Origin of the sequence: Thermopolyspora sp. NPDC052614, from assembly GCF_040678635.1 — a bacterium.
In the GTDB taxonomy this organism is placed as follows: Bacteria; Actinomycetota; Actinomycetes; order Streptosporangiales; family Streptosporangiaceae; genus Thermopolyspora.
Map to the genome: position 1 here is coordinate 756,747 of NZ_JBFATZ010000001.1, position 15,645 is coordinate 772,391.

The window sequence follows — 15,645 nt, forward strand, 5'->3', positions numbered from 1 at the left end:
GACGATGATAGGGGTGGCATAGGCGCCGGTGGACAGATGGGCGGATATCCGTTCGGGCGATGCGCTGTTCCGGCTGGCGTTCGCCCAGTCCCCGTTCGCCCTGGCGGTGCACGACGAGCACCTGGTCTGCCTGCGGATCAGCGAGCACATGGCCCGGCTGTTCAACATCAGACCCGAGGACCTGATCGGGCGGCGCCTCACCGACGTGCTGAAGGGCCACCAGTACGACGCCATGGAGCGGCACGTACGGCAGGTGCTCCAGACCGGCGAGCCGCAGGTGCTGCACACCTTCCGCCGGGTGCCCGGGGAGGCGCGCGAGCACGCCTGGACCGTTCTCGTCTCCCCGCTCAAGGACGAGGAGGGACGGGTCCGGGGTGTGCAGGTGGGCGCGCTCGACTTCACCGAGCAGTACTGGACCCGCCAGCGCCTGATGCTGCTGAACGAGGCCAGCACCAGCGTCGGCACCACCCTGGACGTCTCGCGCACCGCCCGCGAGCTCACCGACCTGGTCGTGCCGCGCTTCACCGACTTCGCCAGCGTCGACCTGCTCGACTCGGTGCTGCGCGGCGACGAGCCCAGCCCCGGCCCGGTGTCCGGCTGGGTGCCGCTGCGCCGGGTGGCCCAGCGCTCGATCCGCGTGGCCGTGCCCGAGGCCGCCGCCGAGGTGGGGGAGCTGACCGTCTACCCGGACTTCTCCGCGCCCGCCCGCGCCCTCGCCGCCGGGGTGCCGATCCTCACCGGCCACCACGACCCCGACTTTTACCGATGGATCGCCGCGGATCCGGTACGCGCCGAGCGGGTGCGCGAATACGGGTTCTACTCGATGATGGCCGTGCCGATGCGCGCCCGGGGGATCACCCTCGGCGTGGTCCTGTTCGCCCGGCTCACCCACCCCGAGCAGTTCTCGCAGGACGATTTGTTCCTCGCCGAGGAGCTCACCTCGCGGGCCGCGTTCTCCGTCGACAACGCCCGCCGCTACAGCCGCGAGCGGGCCACCGCCGTGGCGCTGCAGCGCAGCCTGCTGCCGCAGCGGCTGCCCGAGCTGTCCGCGGTCGAGGTCGCCACCCGCTACCTGCCGACCGGCTCGCACGTGGGCGTCGGCGGCGACTGGTTCGACGTGATCCCGCTGTCCGGGGCGCGGGTCGCCCTCGTCGTCGGCGACGTCGTCGGGCACGGCCTGCACGCCTCGGCGACGATGGGCCGACTGCGCACCGCCGTACGCACCCTCGCCGACGTCGATCTGCCGCCCGACGAGCTGCTCACCCGGCTCGACGACCTGGTGGCCCGGCTGTCCGCCGAGGCCGGCCCGGCCCCGGGCGACGACCTCGGCGACGTCGGCGCCAGTTGCGTCTACGCCGTCTACGACCCCGTCTCCCAGTGCGTCACGATGGCCCGCGCCGGCCACCCCGCCCCCGCCATCGTCGCCCCCGACGGCATCGCGTCCTTCCCCGACATCCCCGTCGGGCCCCCGCTCGGCCTGGGCGGCCTCCCCTTCGAATCCGTCGAGATGCGACTCCCCGAGGGCAGCACCCTCGTCCTCTACACCGACGGCCTCATCGAGTCCCGCACCCACGACATCGACGTCGGCCAGGAGCGCCTGCGCCGCACCGTCTCCAACGCCGACCCGTCCCCCGAGGTCACCGCCGACGACGTCCTCGCCGCCCTGCTCCCCGACCGCCCCGTCGACGACGTCGCCCTCCTCATCGCCCGCACCCGAGCCCTCAACTCCGACCGGGTCGCCACCTGGGACATCCCCGCCGACCCCTCCTACGTCTCCGAGGCCCGCAAACTCGCCACCGACCAACTCGAACGCTGGGGCCTCGACGACGCCGTCTTCGTCACCGAACTCATCGTCAGCGAACTCGTCACCAACGCCATCCGCCACGCCGCCCCACCCATCCACCTCCGCCTCATCCACGACCGCGCCCTCATCTGCGAGGTCTCCGACAACAGCGGCACCGTCCCCCACCTCCGCCGCGCCCGCGCCATGGACGAGGGCGGCCGCGGCCTCCTCCTCGTCGCCCAACTCACCGACCGCTGGGGCACCCGCCAAAGCGCCACCGGCAAAATCATCTGGGCCGAACAGACCATCCACACCCCGACCCGCCAGCCAATCCCCACCTGACCCCACCTAACCGGCCTGGCTCCCGTCCTGCCGTGCGCATGCGACCTGCATCGAGTGAACCCGCACGCGCTTCGGCGCTCCGCCCTGCCCGGCTCGGCACCGCCCCGCCCGGCAGTAGCACCGTCGGTCGAGGACGCCGCGAACGCAACGAAGTACGATTCGTAGGAGTGGGGCCTGCTGGAAAGTGGAAGGTCGGCGATGGTGTGGGAAGACGCGGCCCCCCGATTCCACGCCCAGGTCGTCGGACCGCATTTCGAGGAGCTGTGCCGTCAGCACGCCCTGACCGCCCCGGCAGGATTTTTCGCCGAGCTGCCGGGAGAGATCGGCTCCGGCGTGGTCAACGATTCCGCGCGGCGCACGCAAATTCAGATCGACGTGGCCGTGCTCGCTCCCGCCGAGCCGCACCGCCCACGTCGGTGGGAGAAGCCAAGTGGGGAGAAAAGATGGGCGCGTCTCACGTCGAGCGGTTGCGACGTGCCCGCGAGCTACTCGCCGACCGCGGTTACGACACCGCCGACACAGCCCTGCTCTGCCACGCGGGCGCCAACGTCGAGCCGAACCCGGCCGGCTCGTTTCCCCGGGAGCGGGTGATCACGGTGACGCTGGAAGACCTCTACGGTTGAGCTGTTTCCGGTGGATGGTCAGAAATGGGAAGGCGGCGGTTGCATCGAATGAATTTCCGATCACGGAAGAATGACCCGGCGGTGGGAGCGGAACAGAAATAGGATACTCGACCATGACCATGGGGGAGAGTTTGCAGTGCTGAAAAGCGAGGTTGAAACGGCCTGCCGGCGATACAACCAAATCTTTGCGCACTGTGAAGGCAGCTTCATTGATTCTGTTGCGACATATTTCGGCGGGAAGATCGGCTATGTGGATCTGAAGCTCACGCAATGCCGGAATTGGGAGTCGGTAGGTGTACTTCTAGAAGGCGTGCGATGCTTCTCCCTCAGTGAGGGCGACGATATCAGCGGCTCCTTTGTCGATGAAATCTCCGTCACCTACCTGCCGCAGGTGGGCTCCCCGTGGCCCGAGCAAGCCGCGAAACTCGTGGCGAGATTCGACGGGTTGCCGGAACTCCGCTGGCTGCGGATCGTCGGTCCGACGGCGATCAACGCTATTGCGACTAAGGTGGTGGTGTACACATCTTCGGATGGCTGATTCATACCGGCCAACGGTTTTCTCGCCTGATCGCGGTGGGGCGGCGAGTGTTTCCAGGGTCAGGGGAGGCGGTGGGGAGATGATCCCGTCCCATCCGGCCGATACGAGAATCGCGCCTGATGCGACGGGGCACATCGTGTTGTTGCGTACAGGTGTTGCAGGGTAAGCAGACGGGCGTGGAGCCAGGTTTAACCGGGCGGGCAACGTTATAGGTTTCTTAGGTTGAGAACAGATTCATGGTTGCAGAGGCGTTTGAGAATGGACTCATAGAAGTAACTGACTTCTTCGACTCAACGACCGACGAGTGGGTGGTGGAGTTCCGCGATCCGAAATGCTGGGATGGTAAATGGTTTCTTGCGGTTGCCCTACGCGAAGGGCGGGAGTGGAGCGACGCCGTAGTCGGCATCGATCCCCAGGTTGGGGATATTCCGGTTCGCCTGATGCTATGGCCATCGGCATCGCCAAATCGAGATTGCTTCGTGGCCGAATCTCGTAACCTGATGATCGAATGATGTCATCAGCTCCCCTTGTCCGTGATCGTGATTCACCCGGCTCTGTCCCTCCTACGGGATGCCAGGCGGAGACCTGGGACGGCACGAGCGCCTGCGACCTGCGAAGAGGAGGCGGGTGCGCAGTCGCGCGCTTGGCGGTCGAATAGGGATCGCTACATGGCGGGAAGCCACACTACAGCGTTTGTGTATGTGTTGGAGTTCCATAGGCCAGTCGTGGAGGTGCGCGTAGGGTCGGGGTATGGATGGACGTACCGCGCTGGTCACCGGGGGTGGCAGTGGCATCGGGAGGGCATGCGCGCATCGGCTCGCCGAGGCGGGGGCCAGGGTGATCGTGCTGGACGCGCGGGCGGACAGTGCGGAGAAGGTGGCGGGGGAGGTCGGGGGTGTGGCCGTTGCCGCCGATCTGAGTGAGGACGGGGTCGTCGAGACGGTGGTGGCGGGGCTGGGGGCGGGGCGGCTGGATGTGGACATCCTCGTGAACAACGCGGGGTTTCAGCATGTGGCGCCGATTGAGGAGTTTCCGCCGGAGGTGTTCGCGAAGATCCTCAAAGTGCAGGTGGAGGCGGCGTTTTTGCTGGTGCGGGCGGTGTTGCCGGGGATGTACGAGCGCGGGTGGGGGCGGGTGGTGAACGTCTCCTCGGTGCATGGGCATCGGGCTTCGCCGTACAAGTCGGCTTATGTCACGGCCAAGCACGCGCTGGAGGGGTTGTCCAAGGTGATCGCTATGGAGGGGGCGGCGCACGGGGTGACGTCGAACTGCGTGTGTCCGGCGTACGTGCGGACGCCGCTGGTGGACGGGCAGATCGACGATCAGGCGGCGACGCATGGGATCGGGCGGGACGAGGTGATCGAGAAGATCATGCTGGAGCCTGCGGCGATCAAGCGGCTGATCGAGCCGGAGGAGGTGGCGGAGCTGGTCGCGTACCTGTGCGGGCCGGCGGCGTCGTTCATCACAGGGGCGTCGTTGCCGGTCGATGGTGGATGGACCGCGCGGTAGGTGGACGCGCGGGTTTTTCTCGACCTGCTGGCGCGGGAGGCGTCGGCGGTCGAGTTCGAGGGGCCGGTGCTGGCGGCGCGGGCGGCGGGGCTGGACACCGGGCCGCTGGAGGAGGCCAAGGTCGCGGCGCTGAAGGTGCGGGGGCTGCTGCGGCACCGGGCCAAGCGGGAGGCCGAGCTGGCGGCGCTGTTCGACACCGCCGGGGACCTGGCCGCACTGCGCGATCTCGACGCGGTGCTCGAGGCGATCGTACGGCGGGTGCGGCGGCTGCTGGGGTGCGACATCGCCTACATGGCGCTGGACGATCCCGCGCACGGGGACACCTACATCCGGGTCACCGACGGGGCCATTTCGCCCCGGTTTCGGGGGCTGCGGCTGGGCATGGGGGAGGGGCTCGGCGGGCTGGTCGCGCAGACGGCGACGCCGTACACGACGCCGGACTATCTGACGGACGAGCGGTTCATGCACACCACGCCGATCGACACGGCGGTGCGGGACGAAGGGCTGGTCGCGATCCTCGGGGTGCCGATGAAGCTGGGCAGCCGGGTGATCGGGGTGCTGTTCGCCGCGAACCGCAGCGCGCGGCCGTTTCCGCGCGAGGAGGTGGCGCTGCTGGTGTCGCTCGGGGCGCACGCCGCCGTGGCGATCGACAACGCGCGGCTGCTGCAGGAGACGCGGGCGGCGCTCGATGAGCTGAGCGAGGCGAACCGGCTGATCCGGGCGCACAGCGAGGCGGTGGAGCGGGCGGCGCTCGCGCACGACCGGATGACCGGGCTGGTGCTGCGCGGTGGCGGGGTGGAGGACCTGGCGGCCGTGGTCACCGAGGTGCTCGGCGGCACGCTCACCGTCCTCGACGGTGCCGGACGGCCCATCCATGAGGCGTGCCCCGCGTCGAAGGGCAAGGACGCGGCGCCGTTCCCAATGGAGGCGGTGCTGGACGCGGCGCGGTCGTCGCGGGCGCTCGGCCGCACCGTACGGCGGGGCGACCTGCTGGTGGCCTCGGTGGACGTGGGCGGGGAGCCCATGTGCACGCTGGTGCTGCGGGCCGCCGGGACGGTGCCGGACGCCGACCTGCCGATCCTGGAACGGGCCGCGATCGTCACCGCCCTGCTGCTGCTGTTCCGGCGCAGCGTGGCCGAGGCCGAGGAGCGGGTACGCGGCGAACTGCTCGACGACCTGATCGCCGGCCGGTGGGGGGAGGGGCCGCGGGACCGGGCCGGGCGGCTGGGCGTGGATCTCGACGCCGCCCACGTGCTCGTGGTGGCGCGGCACGAGGGGCAGCGGGAGCGGGCCGCGTTCTGGGCCTCCTCCCAGGCCGCCCTGTACGGCGGGCTCGCCGGCGGCCGGGACGGCGAGGTCGTCCTGCTGCTGCCGGGGGACCGGCCCGGCGCGCTGGCGCGGCAGGTCGCCGCCGAACTGGGGGCCTCGCTCGGCACGCCCGTCACGGCCGGGGCGTCGGGCCCGGTCCGGGGGCCGGAAGGGGTGCCGGGCGCGCACGCCGAGGCGCGGCGGTGCGCGGACGCGCTGCGGGCGCTGGGCCGTACCGGGGACGGCGCGGGGCCCGAGGAGCTCGGGTTCGTCGGGCTGCTGATGGGAGACCGGCAGGATGTGGGCGGATTCGTCCGGTCCGTGCTCGGTCCGCTGCTCGACTACGACGAGCGGCGCGGCACCGCGCTGGTCGCCACCCTGGAGGCGTACTTCGCCACTGGAGGCTCGCAGGCGCGTGCCGCCGAGGCGCTGCACATCCACGTCAACACCGTCACCCAGCGCCTGGACCGGATGGGACGGCTGCTCGGGGAGGGATGGCAGGAGCCGGGCCGGGCCCTGGAGATCCAGCTCGCGCTGAAACTGCACCGGCTGACGCAGCCGGGCCGAAACGGCTGACGCGGCCTCGTCCGCCACCCACATGACACCCCTTACGACTATGGGGCGCGCACCCATATGAGTGGTGCAGATCACTTCGTACCGTGGCGGAAATCCCCCCGTCGAAGGGTCGGTGCCATGAAGCCCACACCCATCGGAAAGGTCGTCGGCGCGAGCATGGTCGGCACCACCATCGAGTGGTACGACTTCTTCCTGTACGGCTCCGCCGCCGCCCTCGTCTTCAACACGCTGTTCTTCCCCGAGAGCGAGCCGCTCACCGGCACCCTGCTGGCCTTCCTCACCTACGCGGTCGGCTTCGTGGCCCGGCCGCTCGGCGGGCTCGTGTTCGGCCACTACGGCGACCGGCTGGGCCGCAAGACGCTGCTGGTGATCAGCCTGCTGCTGATGGGCGGCGCGACGTTCCTCATCGGCTGCCTGCCCACCCACGCGAGCATCGGCACCGCCGCGCCGCTGCTGCTCACCGCGCTGCGGTTGGTGCAGGGCTTCGCGCTGGGCGGCGAGTGGGGCGGCGCGGTCCTGCTCGTCACCGAGCACGGCGACGCCCGGCGGCGCGGCTTCTGGGCGTCCTGGCCGCAGGCGGGGGTGCCGACCGGGAACCTGCTCGCCACGGCCGTACTGGCGCTGCTCGCCGCCGTGCAGACCGACGAGGCGTTCCTGAGCTGGGGCTGGCGGGTGCCGTTCCTGCTATCGGGCGTGCTGGTGGCGATCGGGCTGTGGATCCGGCTGTCGGTCGGCGAGACGCCCGTCTTCCAGGAGGCCCTGGCCCGCCGGGAGCCGCAGCGGACCGTCCCGATCGTCGACGCCTTCCGCCACCACTGGCGCGACGTGGGCGTGGCGCTCGGGGCGCGGTTCGCCGAGAACGCCTCCTACTACGTGATCACCGCGTTCGTGCTGGTGTACGGCACCGGCCCGGCGGGCCTGGAGCGGGGCACGGTGCTCAACGCGGTGCTGATCGGCTCGGTGGTGCACCTGGTGGTGATCCCGCTGTGGGGCGCGCTGTCGGACCGGATCGGGCGGCGGCCGGTGTACCTGCTCGGCGCGGCCGGGGTAGGCCTGTGGGCCTTCGCGTTCTTCCCGCTGATTGACACCGAGAGCTTCGCCGCCGTCGCGATCGCGGTGGCCGTCGGCCTCACCCTGCACGGCGCGATGTACGGCCCGCAGGCCGCGTTCTTCTCCGAACTGTTCGCCACCCGGGTCCGGTACTCGGGCATCTCGATCGGCTACCAACTCGCCTCGGTCGCCGCGGGCGGCCTCGCCCCGCTGATCGCGGTGGCGCTCCTGGACGCCTACGACAGCTTCGTACCGATCGCCCTGTACGTCGCGGCGGGCGCGCTGCTCACCCTCGTCACGGTGCTGCTGGCCGGGGAGACCCGGGGACGCGACCTTGCCACCCTCGGCGTCGCGGCGGACGGCGGCGCCGAGAGCGGCTCGGTTTCGTCGGGTACGGCGATCACGCCGGAGTAGGCGATCAGGCGCCGGTGACGGTCTGCAGGGCGGCGAGGGCCGCGCCGCGGGCGCCGGCCATGTCCAGGTCGTGCACGAGGAGCAGTTCGGAGGCCCGGCGCTGCTCCTCGCGCAGGATCACGTGTTCGCGGACGCGCTCCAGGAACCATTCGCGGAAGTGCGGGGCGGCCTCGACCACGCCGCCGCCGAGGAAGTAGACGTCGGGGTCGGTGAACTGGGCGGCGATCGTGAACAGGCGGCCGATCGCCTGCGCCTCCTGCACGAAGGCCCCGCTTCTGGAGGGCAGGGTCTTCCTCGCCGGGGGGACGCCGCGCACATCCACAGCCCCGTCGGCGTGCAGGGACATGAACACCGGATTCAGGACGCGTACAACCCGGCGTGGAAGATCGCGGCGGTCGAGCACGGCCACACCGGCGGGACTCCTACGACGCCGAGCGGCACCCCGTGGCCGAACTGCTGCTGCGCACCACCGACCGGGCTTCGCCGTTGCCGCCAGCATCGGCTCGCCCGTCTCGTCCGCAGGTCGCCTTCGCATCCCCTGCTGGCCTTGGTGAACAGTGCCCTGGCCGGACATGAATAAGGTTTCGATTCGTTGGGTCGACCGGCCTACTGGTGCCTCCGGCGCATCCGGGCATAGCGCGCCGCGACGCGGCGTGCCGCGCGATCCGGTTCATCCGCGGTATGCCAGGCGTAGACGTATCGGCCGCGTACAGGGTTCCAGGCAGCGCGCCACCAGTACCGGCGGCCGTCCGTCCACACCGTCAGGCTCGCCGACACCGACACCACGGCGTACCCGTAGCCGTGGTTGACCACGCCAGGTACTTGGAGACGAGCCAGTTCAGCGCGCAGCCGTTCGGCGGCATGGAACGCCGTCACGATGTCGCGGCCTTTGGCCGTACAGGCGAGGGTGGGGGCGTACACCGGCTCCGGGTGCCGCAGGCCATGGGCGGAGTGACCATCTCGGCCGAACGGCATCGGCCGTCTTGAATGCCTCCCATCAGCAGGTCTCACGGCATTCGAACCAGACGGTCTTACCGTTGGCAGTGGGCGTGATGCCCCAGGCGTCCGCCAGAACGTCGACTATCGCCAAGCCACGCCCGCCCTCGGCGTCGTCATTTGGCCGTCCGGGGGCCGGAAGATCGCTGCTCCCGTCGGCCACCTGGCCACGCAGCCGCTCCCCCCGCTCGACGTGCAGGGTCAGCGTGAGCGGTGTGGCGGCATGCAGCACGACGTTGGTCGTCAGCTCGCTGACGATGAGCGTGACCCGTTCGATGAAGTGCGGAAGGCCCCAGTCGGCCAGAGTCTTCCGGACGAGTTCACGGGCTTCGCCCACGCACTCGACGCTCGGAGGGAAGATCCACTCTCCCCGGCGCGCGCTCATGACGGAACTCGCGCACCCGTGAGCCCGTTGGCCCGGACCCAAGCCAGGCCGCGAGCGCTGGCCGGGACGCGGGTCGGCAGCCACGAACTCGGCATGAGGTCGTTGCGGCCATGGCCGGACGGAGACTGCCGGTACCAGCGCCGCTCGGGCAGCCCGGGTCCTGACGCCAAGAGGACATACTCCTGGTTGGGCCGGTATGTGGGGGCGAAGACGAAGGTTTGCATGGTCATGGACAGCGCCATCACTCTCCGTGAGGGAACTGATACGCTGCACATCATGCACTTGACCGTTCCAGATCTGCAACTTACAGATCTGAAACGCGTCAATATGTCCTGTTAATCACTAGGAGTTATGCGCATGGTCGACATCGATCGCACCCCGACGGTCCGCCTTCGCCGCCTGGGCCGCGAACTGCGCAGGCTGCGCGAGCAGGCGGGCAAAACCCTCGACGAGGTCGCCTCTGCCCTGGAGTGGTCGACCGCCAAGCTCTCGCGGCTGGAGAATGGACACGCCAAGCGGCCTGACATTCACCACATCCGCGCCCTGTGCGCGCTCTACCAGGTCGGCGACGACCTCGTCGATGCCCTGGTGTCACTCGCTCGCGATGCCCGCAAGCGCGGCTGGTGGGTGGCCTACAAAGACGTCCTCACCGGCTGCTATGTCGGTTTGGAGGCAGAGGCGACGTCCATCCACAACTTTGAGATCAACGTGATTCCCGGCCTGCTGCAGACAGCCGATTACATCCGGGCGATCGCCGGAGCCGCGGGCATAACCCGCGAGCAGGAAATCGAGCGCATCATCGAAGCCCGCCTCGAACGCCAGCAGATTCTCACCCGAACCGACCCGCCACCGCCCCAGGTATGGGCTGTCATCGACGAGGCGGCACTGTTGCGACCATTCGGCGACCGAGGCATACACGAGCGTCAACTACGCAAGCTGCTCGACACCCGCTCGTTGGAGCACATCAAAGTCCAGATACTGCCCTTGTCCGCCGGCCTCCATATGGGCTTGGCCGGTCAGTTCGTGATCCTCGACTTCGCCGATCCGAGTGATCGCAGCGTGGTCTACCTGGAAACCGCGACGGACGGCCTCTATCTCGAAGAGCCTCACGAACTGACCAGGTATAGGCTGATGTTTCAGTACGTATGCGCTTCGGCGCTTAGTGTCGACGCGTCGATCGCCCACCTGTCCGCCATGATCGACAAGCTGTGAGGCGTCATGGACTTGTCTACTGTCAAGTGGCGCAAAAGCGCCCACTCGCAGGGCAGCAGCAACAACTGCGTAGAAGTCGCACGTCTAGGCGGAATGATCGCCATTCGTGATTCCAAGAACCCTGACGGCCGTGTGCTGGTGTGCTCATTGAAAGCCTGGCAGAGGTTCATCCGTGACCTTAAGGTCAAGTGATCGACCGGACCTGTGCCCACAGGAAGAGTCCCGCATAGTGGCTCGCTTAGTGATTGCGGCGTTAGGCCAAGCGGGAGGCCGAACTGGCGGCGCTGTCGGTTCGCCGGGCTGTTAGGTCAGCGCGGTCACTCAGGGCGGTCACTGAGATCGGTTGGGGAGGCCGGTGGGCGCTCGGGCGGGTGGGAACTCACGCCGCGCGGGCGGTCAGCCCCGGCGGGTGGCCGGGGCCGATCGTCGGGGCGGGTAGTCAGGTGCCGGTGATGGTCTGTAGGGCGGCGAGGGCGGCGCCGCGGGCGCCGGCCATGTCCAGGTCGTGCACGAGGAGCAGTTCGGAGGCTCGGCGCTGCTCCTCGCGCAGGATCACGTGTTCGCGGACGCGCTCCAGGAACCATTCGCGGAAGTGTGGGGCGGCCTCGACCACGCCGCCGCCGAGGAAGTAGACGTCGGGGTCGGTGAACTGGGCGGCGATCGTGAACAGGCGGCCGATCGCCTGTGCCTGCTGCTCGAAGATCTTGAGGGCCATTGGGTCGCCGCGCTCGCCGTACCCGCGCAGTAGCTTGGCGGCCTTGTTGAGCGGCTCGACTGTGGCGAGTTCGTGGTCGGGGTAGCGGGTCAGCCAGTACGGCAGGAGGTTGCGTTCGATGCCGGTGAGGGAGGCGATGCTTTCGGCGTCGCCGTCGAAGCCGCAGTTGCAGTTCGGTAGCGGCTGGTCGGGTTCGAGTAGGCCGTGCAGCGGGATGTGGACGTGGCCGAGTTCGCCGGCCATGCCCGCCGCGCCCTTGACGACGTGGCCGCTTTCGACCACGCCGCCGCCGAGGCCGGTGCCGACGATCGCGGCGACCGAGGAGTGCGCGGCGGCGGCCGGGCCGAAGCGTACGTGGTGGGCGTAGAGGGCGGCGGCGTTGCCGTCGTTGTTGTAGACGACCGGCAGGCCCAGCCGTTCCTCCAGTGCGCCCCGGAAGTCGTAGCCGCGCCAGTCGGGGTGGCCGAAGTTGGTGGCGCCCCTGGCGGAGATGACGCCGTCGGCGTTCGCCGGGCCGGGGGTGTCGAGGCCGACGGCCCGCACCCGGTCGGCGGGGATGCCGGTCAGGTCGAGGATGCCCGCCATCGCCTGCGCCAGCGCCTCGACGGCGATGGCGGGGCCCTGTCGTACGTGGCTGGGGTTCTCCACCAGCCGGTCCACGAGGAAACGCCCGGAGGCGTCGATGACAGTGGCGTTGTTGCTGGTCCCGCCGTTGTCGAGGCCGACCACTACCCAGTCCGCGTTAGCCATACGGCGAAGGTAATGCCCACCCTCGATCAGTACGATGTGCCAAAATCTGACAATTTGCCGTGAGATTTCTTGGTGCGTGATTGAGTCGGTGGTTGGGCGCTGATTACCGTGGCGGACATGGCGATCGAGACGTTCGTGGACGCCCTGCCCAAGGTCGAGCTGCATGTGCACCTGGTGGGGTCGGCGTCCGTGCCGACCGTGCTGGAGCTGGCCCGGCGGCACCCGGGCGGGCCGGTGCCCACCAGCGCCGCCGAGCTCGGCGAGTTCTACCGGTTTCGCGACTTTGCGCACTTCGCCGAGGTGTACATGGCGGTCAGCTCGCTGGTGCGGGAGCCGGAGGACGTGGCCGCGCTGGTGCTGGGCGTGGGCCGGGACCTGTCGGCGCAGAACGCGCGGTACGTCGAGTTGACGGTGACCCCGTACACGCATGTGCTGGAGGGCATCCCGATGCGGGCGGTCACCGAGGCGCTCGACGTGGCGTCGCGGGAGGCCCGGCACATGTACGGCATCGACATCGCCTACATCTTCGACATCGCCTCCGAGCAGGGCGCGGAGGGCGCGAAGGGAACCCTGGAGCACGCGCTCGAGCAGCCGCCCGAGCGCTTGGTCGGGTTCGGCCTCGCCGGCATCGAGCAGGGGCGCCGCCGCCACATGGACGCCTTCCGCGACGCGTTCCGCGCCGCGACCGCCGCCGGGCTGCACAGCGTGCCGCACGCCGGGGAGATGAGCGGGCCGGAGATCATCTGGGAGGCGATCGAGGAGCTCGGGGCCGAGCGCATCGGGCACGGCATCCGGTGCATGGACGACCCCCGGCTCGTGGCCCACCTGCGGGAGACGGGCATCCCGCTGGAGGTGTGCCCGACCTCCAACGTGTGCACCGGGCAGGTGGCGGCGATCGAGGAGCATCCCCTGCCCGCGATGCTCGCCGAGGGGCTCACGGTGACCGTCAACAGCGACGACCCGCCGATGTTCGGCACCACGCTCACCGGCGAGTATCTCGCCCTCGCGCACGTCTTCGGGCTCGGCGTCGCGGAGCTGGCCGAGGTCGCCCGCAACGCCGTACGGGCGAGCTTCATGGCCGCCCCCGAGAAGGCGGCGCTGCTCGCCGAGATCGACGAACTCGCCGGTGACCTGCGATGAATGCTTTGGGTGACCAGGGGTAGCCAAGGTGGCGATGGCGCCCTCGACGGGCGCCGCCGAGGGGGGATGTCATGATTGAGATGTTGCACAAGCGCGGGATTCGCTCGGGGACGATGTACACGCTGGGGCTGGCGTCCATCGGAATCTCCTTCGCCACCTGGCTGTTGTCCAAGCGGTTCGAGGCGGCCGGGATCGACCGGGCGGACCGATGGGGCCTGTTCATCGGAGAATGGACGCCCACCTTCTTCGCCATGGGCATCGCGCTGCGGATCGAGGAGACCCACCGCACGATGGCGGAGAAGGAGGAGTACCTCGAGGGCCGGCGGCGCGAGTGGGAGCACGAGGGCGTGCGCCAGACAACGCCCTCGCCCGCCGGGACGAGAAGATAGGCCACCCCTGGGGGCGGCGACGAACGATCGCCGCCCCCAGGTTCACCGCTGGTCCCGCGCTGTACCGTTGCCGGAGGTCGTCGGCGGGTCGCAGACTGGCTCCGCGGGCCGGACATTCCGGGGGACGGGGGACGAGAAAGGTCAGGACCCGCAGGGATCGCACGTTGCCGGAGGTCGTCGGCGGGTCGCACACCGGCCTCGCGTGGGCCGGCCATTCCGGGGGACGGGGACGAGATAGGTCAGGACCCGCAGGGATCGCACGTTGCCGGAGGTCGTCGGCGGGTCGCACACCGGCCTCGTGTGGGCCGGGCCATTCCGGGGGTGGACGGGAAGGGCTAGGACCCGCAGGGGTCGCACGTTGCCGGATGGCGACAGGCGTTTAGGTTCTCCGTCGGCCCGGCGGCGGGCATGGTGGTGATCGTTCCTCGGGTGGCTTGGTTGTCGGTGTGCGGGCGTAACCTGGGCCGATGGGGCGCGGAGAGGTCATCTCGGAGTACGTCGTTGCCCGGCCCGCGCCGGGGCTGCGCGGCTTCGTCAGCGAGTACGCGGGTTATCGGATGGACGGGCCGCCCGGGCGGCATCACGGCCTGCCTTCGCCGTACCTGACCTTGGTGGTGTGCTTGTCGGGCGACCTCGACGTGGTGGAGATGCCCGACCCGGGCCGCCGTCCGGTCAGGCTGACCATGGCCGTGGGCGGGCTGCACGAGACGCCGGTGGTGATGGCGCACGATGGGCGGCAGTACGGCGTGCAGATCGGCCTGACCCTGCCGGGGGCGCGGGCGCTGCTCGGCGTTCCGGCGGGGGAGCTGTCCAGGGACGTGATCGACATGGCGGCGTTGCTTGGCCGCCGCGCGGGTGAGTTGGCCGAGCGGCTTGCGGAGGAGCCGGACTGGCGGCGGCGGTTCGGCGTGCTCGATCGCGTGTTCGCCGAGCTGGCCCGCGACGGCGCGGCGCGGCGGTCCCCGGACGCGGTGGCGCGGGCGTGGGGCTCACTGATCGCGACCGGCGGGAACCTGCGGGTCGGCGAGCTCGCCCGGGACCTGGGCTGGAGTCGGCGGCACCTGACCGAGCGGTTCCGTCGCGAGGTGGGGCTGACGCCGAAGGCCGCCGCGCGGGTGATCCGGTTCGCACGGGCGTGCCGGATGCTGCGCTCGCCCTGCCCGCCGCCGCTGGCCCGCGTCGCCGCCGACTGCGGGTACTTCGATCAGGCCCACCTGGCCAGGGAGTTTCGCGAGTTGGCCGGGGTCACGGCGACCACGTGGCTTGCGGACCCGACGATCCCCAGGGACGCGCTCCTGCTCGACGGGGAACAGGACTGACACCGCCGCCGTTCGCCTGCGGCCTCGGTAGTCATCTCCCCGGTATTCGTGCAAGAGTTCCCATTCGTCCAAGACTCGCGCCGTACGCAGGGACGACGATGGACGGCATGACACACACAACCGACACCAGCCCGCGTACCGCCATCGGAAACCCCTCGGTGTGGCCCTGCCTGGCCTACCGGGACGCGCCGGCCGCGATCACCTTCCTGGTCGAGGCGTTCGGCTTCATCGAGCGGGCCCGGTACGGCGACGCCGGGCTCATCCAGCACGCCCAGCTCGCCTGGCCGAACGGCCCGGGCGGCGTCATGCTCGGCTCGGTGCGCGAGAACCACGAGTTCAGCCAGTCCGCGGGCACGAACGTGGTGTACGTGGTCACCGAGGAGCCCGACGTCCTGTTCGCCCGGGCGACGGCCGCCGGGGCCGAGGTGGTGCGCGGGCTCACGGACGAGGACTACGGCAGCCGCGGCTTCACCGTCCGCGACCCGGAGGGAAACCTGTGGAGTTTCGGGACCTACCGGGGCGAGTGAGGGACCAATTTTGTCCTACGTCTATTCCAGGGAAGGGAAATGTATATTATCGGGTGAATAACCGGCTAT

General features: G+C 69.7%; 18 protein-coding genes. 14 read left to right on the forward strand and 4 right to left on the reverse strand.

The features are described 5' to 3' along the window. Positions 1 to 28 precede the first annotated feature (28 nt). From AB0K60_RS03180 to AB0K60_RS03210, 7 genes are all read left to right on the forward strand, one after another. The gene (locus tag AB0K60_RS03180) at positions 29 to 2,125 is read left to right on the forward strand and encodes a SpoIIE family protein phosphatase (protein ID WP_364047972.1); all 2,097 of its coding nucleotides are present in this window, start codon (positions 29 to 31) and stop codon (positions 2,123 to 2,125) included. Between the two features lie 443 nt (positions 2,126 to 2,568). After that, positions 2,569 to 2,748, forward strand: a complete 180-nt coding sequence (locus tag AB0K60_RS03185) for a hypothetical protein (protein ID WP_364047974.1) — start codon at positions 2,569 to 2,571, stop codon at positions 2,746 to 2,748. A 136-nt stretch (positions 2,749 to 2,884) separates the two neighbouring features. Beyond that, positions 2,885 to 3,286, forward strand: coding sequence for a hypothetical protein (locus AB0K60_RS03190; RefSeq protein WP_364047976.1), 402 nt, complete (start codon positions 2,885 to 2,887; stop codon positions 3,284 to 3,286). Between the two features lie 236 nt (positions 3,287 to 3,522). Beyond that, entirely contained in the window at positions 3,523 to 3,798 is a 276-nt protein-coding gene (locus tag AB0K60_RS03195) for a hypothetical protein (protein WP_364047978.1), read from the forward strand. A gap of 238 nt (positions 3,799 to 4,036) precedes the next feature. Further along, on the forward strand, positions 4,037 to 4,795 hold the full coding sequence (locus AB0K60_RS03200; protein WP_364047980.1) for a 3-hydroxybutyrate dehydrogenase: 759 nt from the start codon (positions 4,037 to 4,039) through the stop codon (positions 4,793 to 4,795). Beyond that, positions 4,796 to 6,679 carry a helix-turn-helix domain-containing protein gene (locus AB0K60_RS03205; RefSeq protein WP_364047982.1) on the forward strand — a complete coding sequence of 628 codons (1,884 nt, stop codon included), beginning with the start codon at positions 4,796 to 4,798 and terminating at the stop codon, positions 6,677 to 6,679. It abuts the gene before it with no gap. A 117-nt stretch (positions 6,680 to 6,796) separates the two neighbouring features. Further along, on the forward strand, positions 6,797 to 8,143 hold the full coding sequence (locus AB0K60_RS03210) for an MFS transporter (protein WP_364047984.1): 1,347 nt from the start codon (positions 6,797 to 6,799) through the stop codon (positions 8,141 to 8,143). Between the two features lie 4 nt (positions 8,144 to 8,147). Here AB0K60_RS03210 and AB0K60_RS03215 read toward each other — a convergent pair whose 3' ends face one another. Continuing rightward, positions 8,148 to 8,552, reverse strand: coding sequence for a hypothetical protein (locus AB0K60_RS03215; protein ID WP_364048157.1), 405 nt, complete (start codon positions 8,550 to 8,552; stop codon positions 8,148 to 8,150). Here AB0K60_RS03215 and AB0K60_RS03220 point away from each other — a divergent pair. Beyond that, positions 8,478 to 8,723, forward strand: coding sequence for a hypothetical protein (locus AB0K60_RS03220; RefSeq protein ID WP_364047986.1), 246 nt, complete (start codon positions 8,478 to 8,480; stop codon positions 8,721 to 8,723). The genes AB0K60_RS03215 and AB0K60_RS03220 overlap by 75 nt on opposite strands. Positions 8,724 to 8,749: 26 nt before the next feature. Here the strand turns inward: AB0K60_RS03220 and AB0K60_RS03225 are convergent, their stop codons facing one another. Next, the gene (locus AB0K60_RS03225) at positions 8,750 to 9,064 is read right to left on the reverse strand and encodes a hypothetical protein (RefSeq protein ID WP_364047988.1); all 315 of its coding nucleotides are present in this window, start codon (positions 9,062 to 9,064) and stop codon (positions 8,750 to 8,752) included. Between the two features lie 76 nt (positions 9,065 to 9,140). Then, positions 9,141 to 9,524, reverse strand: a complete 384-nt coding sequence (locus AB0K60_RS03230) for an ATP-binding protein (protein WP_364047990.1) — start codon at positions 9,522 to 9,524, stop codon at positions 9,141 to 9,143. 357 nt (positions 9,525 to 9,881) lie between these two features. On the opposite strand from AB0K60_RS03230, the gene AB0K60_RS03235 reads away from it, so the two are divergent. Together AB0K60_RS03235 and AB0K60_RS03240 are read left to right on the forward strand one after the other, a co-directional pair. Further along, positions 9,882 to 10,736 (forward strand): helix-turn-helix transcriptional regulator, encoded by an 855-nt coding sequence (locus AB0K60_RS03235; protein ID WP_364047992.1) that lies wholly within the window; start codon positions 9,882 to 9,884, stop codon positions 10,734 to 10,736. 6 nt (positions 10,737 to 10,742) lie between these two features. Then, the gene (locus AB0K60_RS03240) at positions 10,743 to 10,928 is read left to right on the forward strand and encodes a DUF397 domain-containing protein (protein WP_364047994.1); all 186 of its coding nucleotides are present in this window, start codon (positions 10,743 to 10,745) and stop codon (positions 10,926 to 10,928) included. Positions 10,929 to 11,175: 247 nt separating this feature from the next. On the opposite strand, the gene AB0K60_RS03245 is transcribed toward AB0K60_RS03240, so the two are convergent. After that, positions 11,176 to 12,201 carry an ROK family protein gene (locus tag AB0K60_RS03245; protein ID WP_364047996.1) on the reverse strand — a complete coding sequence of 342 codons (1,026 nt, stop codon included), beginning with the start codon at positions 12,199 to 12,201 and terminating at the stop codon, positions 11,176 to 11,178. A 117-nt stretch (positions 12,202 to 12,318) separates the two neighbouring features. On the opposite strand from AB0K60_RS03245, the gene add reads away from it, so the two are divergent. The 4 genes from add to AB0K60_RS03265 all read left to right on the forward strand — a co-directional run bounded on the left by add (position 12,319) and on the right by AB0K60_RS03265 (position 15,576). Beyond that, complete coding sequence (gene add, locus AB0K60_RS03250) at positions 12,319 to 13,341, forward strand: adenosine deaminase (protein ID WP_364047998.1); 1,023 nt, start codon at positions 12,319 to 12,321, stop codon at positions 13,339 to 13,341. Between the two features lie 71 nt (positions 13,342 to 13,412). Continuing rightward, the gene (locus AB0K60_RS03255) at positions 13,413 to 13,730 is read left to right on the forward strand and encodes a hypothetical protein (RefSeq protein ID WP_364048000.1); all 318 of its coding nucleotides are present in this window, start codon (positions 13,413 to 13,415) and stop codon (positions 13,728 to 13,730) included. A 467-nt stretch (positions 13,731 to 14,197) separates the two neighbouring features. Then, entirely contained in the window at positions 14,198 to 15,049 is an 852-nt protein-coding gene (locus AB0K60_RS03260; RefSeq protein ID WP_364048001.1) for a helix-turn-helix transcriptional regulator, read from the forward strand. Between the two features lie 107 nt (positions 15,050 to 15,156). Beyond that, the gene (locus tag AB0K60_RS03265; RefSeq protein WP_364048002.1) at positions 15,157 to 15,576 is read left to right on the forward strand and encodes a VOC family protein; all 420 of its coding nucleotides are present in this window, start codon (positions 15,157 to 15,159) and stop codon (positions 15,574 to 15,576) included. Positions 15,577 to 15,645: the final 69 nt, after the last annotated feature.

Excerpts from the sequence above, each read along its gene's own strand:
- AB0K60_RS03265 (WP_364048002.1), top strand. The coding sequence starts at position 15,157 with ATGACACACACAACCGACACCAGCCCGCGTACCGCCATCGGAAACCCC.
- AB0K60_RS03235 (WP_364047992.1), top strand. The coding sequence starts at position 9,882 with ATGGTCGACATCGATCGCACCCCGACGGTCCGCCTTCGCCGCCTGGGC.
- AB0K60_RS03240 (WP_364047994.1), top strand. The coding sequence starts at position 10,743 with ATGGACTTGTCTACTGTCAAGTGGCGCAAAAGCGCCCACTCGCAGGGC.
- AB0K60_RS03230 (WP_364047990.1), bottom strand. The coding sequence starts at position 9,524 with ATGAGCGCGCGCCGGGGAGAGTGGATCTTCCCTCCGAGCGTCGAGTGC.
- AB0K60_RS03185 (WP_364047974.1), top strand. The coding sequence starts at position 2,569 with ATGGGCGCGTCTCACGTCGAGCGGTTGCGACGTGCCCGCGAGCTACTC.
- add (WP_364047998.1), top strand. The coding sequence starts at position 12,319 with ATGGCGATCGAGACGTTCGTGGACGCCCTGCCCAAGGTCGAGCTGCAT.
- AB0K60_RS03255 (WP_364048000.1), top strand. The coding sequence starts at position 13,413 with ATGATTGAGATGTTGCACAAGCGCGGGATTCGCTCGGGGACGATGTAC.
- AB0K60_RS03245 (WP_364047996.1), bottom strand. The coding sequence starts at position 12,201 with ATGGCTAACGCGGACTGGGTAGTGGTCGGCCTCGACAACGGCGGGACC.
- AB0K60_RS03200 (WP_364047980.1), top strand. The coding sequence starts at position 4,037 with ATGGATGGACGTACCGCGCTGGTCACCGGGGGTGGCAGTGGCATCGGG.
- AB0K60_RS03210 (WP_364047984.1), top strand. The coding sequence starts at position 6,797 with ATGAAGCCCACACCCATCGGAAAGGTCGTCGGCGCGAGCATGGTCGGC.
- AB0K60_RS03260 (WP_364048001.1), top strand. The coding sequence starts at position 14,198 with ATGGGGCGCGGAGAGGTCATCTCGGAGTACGTCGTTGCCCGGCCCGCG.
- AB0K60_RS03195 (WP_364047978.1), top strand. The coding sequence starts at position 3,523 with ATGGTTGCAGAGGCGTTTGAGAATGGACTCATAGAAGTAACTGACTTC.